1 protein-coding gene and 1 pseudogene are annotated in these 2,022 nt (G+C 61.2%); one reads left to right on the top strand and one right to left on the bottom strand.

What is annotated here, in order from left to right:
* Window positions 1–876: pseudogene (locus tag BGN91_RS06490) on the bottom strand (TolC family protein); the annotation flags it as partial.
* 639 nt (window positions 877–1,515) lie between these two features.
* Here BGN91_RS06490 and BGN91_RS06485 point away from each other — a divergent pair.
* Window positions 1,516–2,022, top strand: a 507-nt coding sequence (locus BGN91_RS06485; protein WP_292611582.1) for a pyridoxal-phosphate dependent enzyme, incomplete at its 3' end; no start/stop codon positions are given.

Raw genomic sequence — 2,022 nt, 5'->3', positions numbered from 1 at the left:
GAGTTGGGCCTCCTGACGGCGGATATCAGGACGCTGCGTCAGCAGTTCCGAGGGCAGACCCGGAGTAACCCGCGGGACGGCGATCCGGTTGAGCGAACCGCCCTTGACCTTCACGCTTTCAGGCGGACGAGCCACCAGCGTCGCGAGCGCGTTGATGTTTTGTCCCAGAATCTCACGAAGCGGCGGAACGGCGGCGCGCTGATTTGCCAGCACGCTTTCCTGTTGCGCCACATCGAGATCGCTCCCCGTGCCGGCATTCAGCCGCTGCTTGATCGCCTCGAGGACGCGCGCGGCGCTGGCGATGTTGCGCTCGGCGGTTCGAATGCGATCCTGCGACGCGAGCACCTGAAAATAGGCATTGGCGACACTCGAGAGCGTCGTCAGCGCAACCACGTCCCGGTCAAAGCGGTTCGCGTTCGCAGTTTCCTCCGCAGCCCGAGCGGCGTCGCGATTTTTGCCCCAGAAATCGATCTCATAGCTGGCGGCGCTCAGGGTGGATGAATAGTTCACCACTTCCCGGCCGCCAATGCTGAGGCCGCTGGAGCTGGAGCCCGAGATGCGGGAATAGGTTTCCTGTCCGCCGACACTGATGCTCGGCAACAACGCCGCGCCAGCGATCCGGGCTTGCTGATCGGCCTGAATGATCCGCGACGTCGCAGCGGCGATGTCCAGGTTGACGGTCTGGGCCTCCTCCATCAGGTCGGTCAGTTCCGAGGAGCGAAAGCCGCGCCACCAGTCGAGCGTCGGCGGAGCATCGGGCGTAGCCGGCCGTGTCGCCTTGTATCCGGCCGGTATGTCCAGCGCCGGATCAGGAAGATCCGTGGTCAAGATGCAGCCGGCCGACGCTGCGACGGCTGCCAATCCCAACAGAAACATGGCGGGACGCCAAACCCAGTTCGCAACCCTTTGTGGATCGATCGACGCCTTCGCAGAAGAATCACTCACGCCGGCCCCCAAGGGGGACCAAAAGCGACGACAGGTATTCGCGTGAGGCCGCAGCGCCCACGTTCAGCCCCTATCCGACATAAAAAACGACCTAGCCACCGGCAATCATGCTTTCTCTTGGAACCGCTCTATCCTATAGCGGTCTGGTGAGTGGACGGACAGTCCTGCTCGGCCTAGAACATTAGATACGTTCTATTGGCATCAGGGCCCTGCGGCTCACCTGATTCATCAAGAAGCCTCGATTTTACAGGCTTTCCTAAGTCGCGGATCGCGAGTTGTCTCGCCAATCTTACGAAGATTTCATGCGACGTTTCGGCCCGGCACGCCACGCTGCAGCGGATTCAGGGCCAATGCGGACGAATCGAACGTGCACGCGCCCGCGCGGGTAGTTTGCGGCTGGACATCCTGACAGGCTCAGGAGGCATCAGCGGCGGCGTATCGCAAAAGCAGCGAACTGAACGCCCGTCCCATCATGCGGATCGGCCGCCTTCGTTCCCTCCCTTGTAGCGCCCCCGCCTCTCAACTAGGGTTGCCGCATTCCTCCAACGGACCGACAAGATCAAGCATCCCATGAGAATCAATAACGACGTCGTCGAAGCGATCGGCAACACACCGCTTATCAAGTTGAAGCACGCCTCGGAAACGACGGGATGCACCATTCTCGGCAAGGCCGAGTTCATGAATCCGGGTCAGTCGGTCAAGGATCGCGCCGGCAAGCAGATGATTTTGGAAGCGGAAAAGCGGGGCGATCTCAAGCCCGGCGGACTCGTGGTCGAAGGCACGGCCGGCAATACCGGCATCGGCCTCGCGGTCGTCGCCAGCGCGCGCGGATACCGCACAATGATCGTCATCCCGGAGACGCAAAGCCAGGAAAAGAAGGACATGCTTCGGCTGTGCGGAGCCGAACTGGTCGAGGTCCCGGCGCTCCCCTATAGCAATCCGAACAATTATCAGCATATCGCGAGGCGGCTCGCCGACGAATTGCGTAAATCCGAACCGAACGGCGTGCTGTTTGCCGATCAATGGAACAATCTCGACAATCCCAAGGCTCACTACGTTTCAACCGGCCCCGAAATC

It is taken from the genome of Nitrobacter sp. 62-13, from assembly GCF_001896955.1.
Classification (GTDB): domain Bacteria; phylum Pseudomonadota; class Alphaproteobacteria; order Rhizobiales; family Xanthobacteraceae; genus Nitrobacter.
The sequence above is the reverse complement of the archived record's forward strand: the minus strand, read 5'-3'. Positions and strand labels throughout refer to the sequence as shown.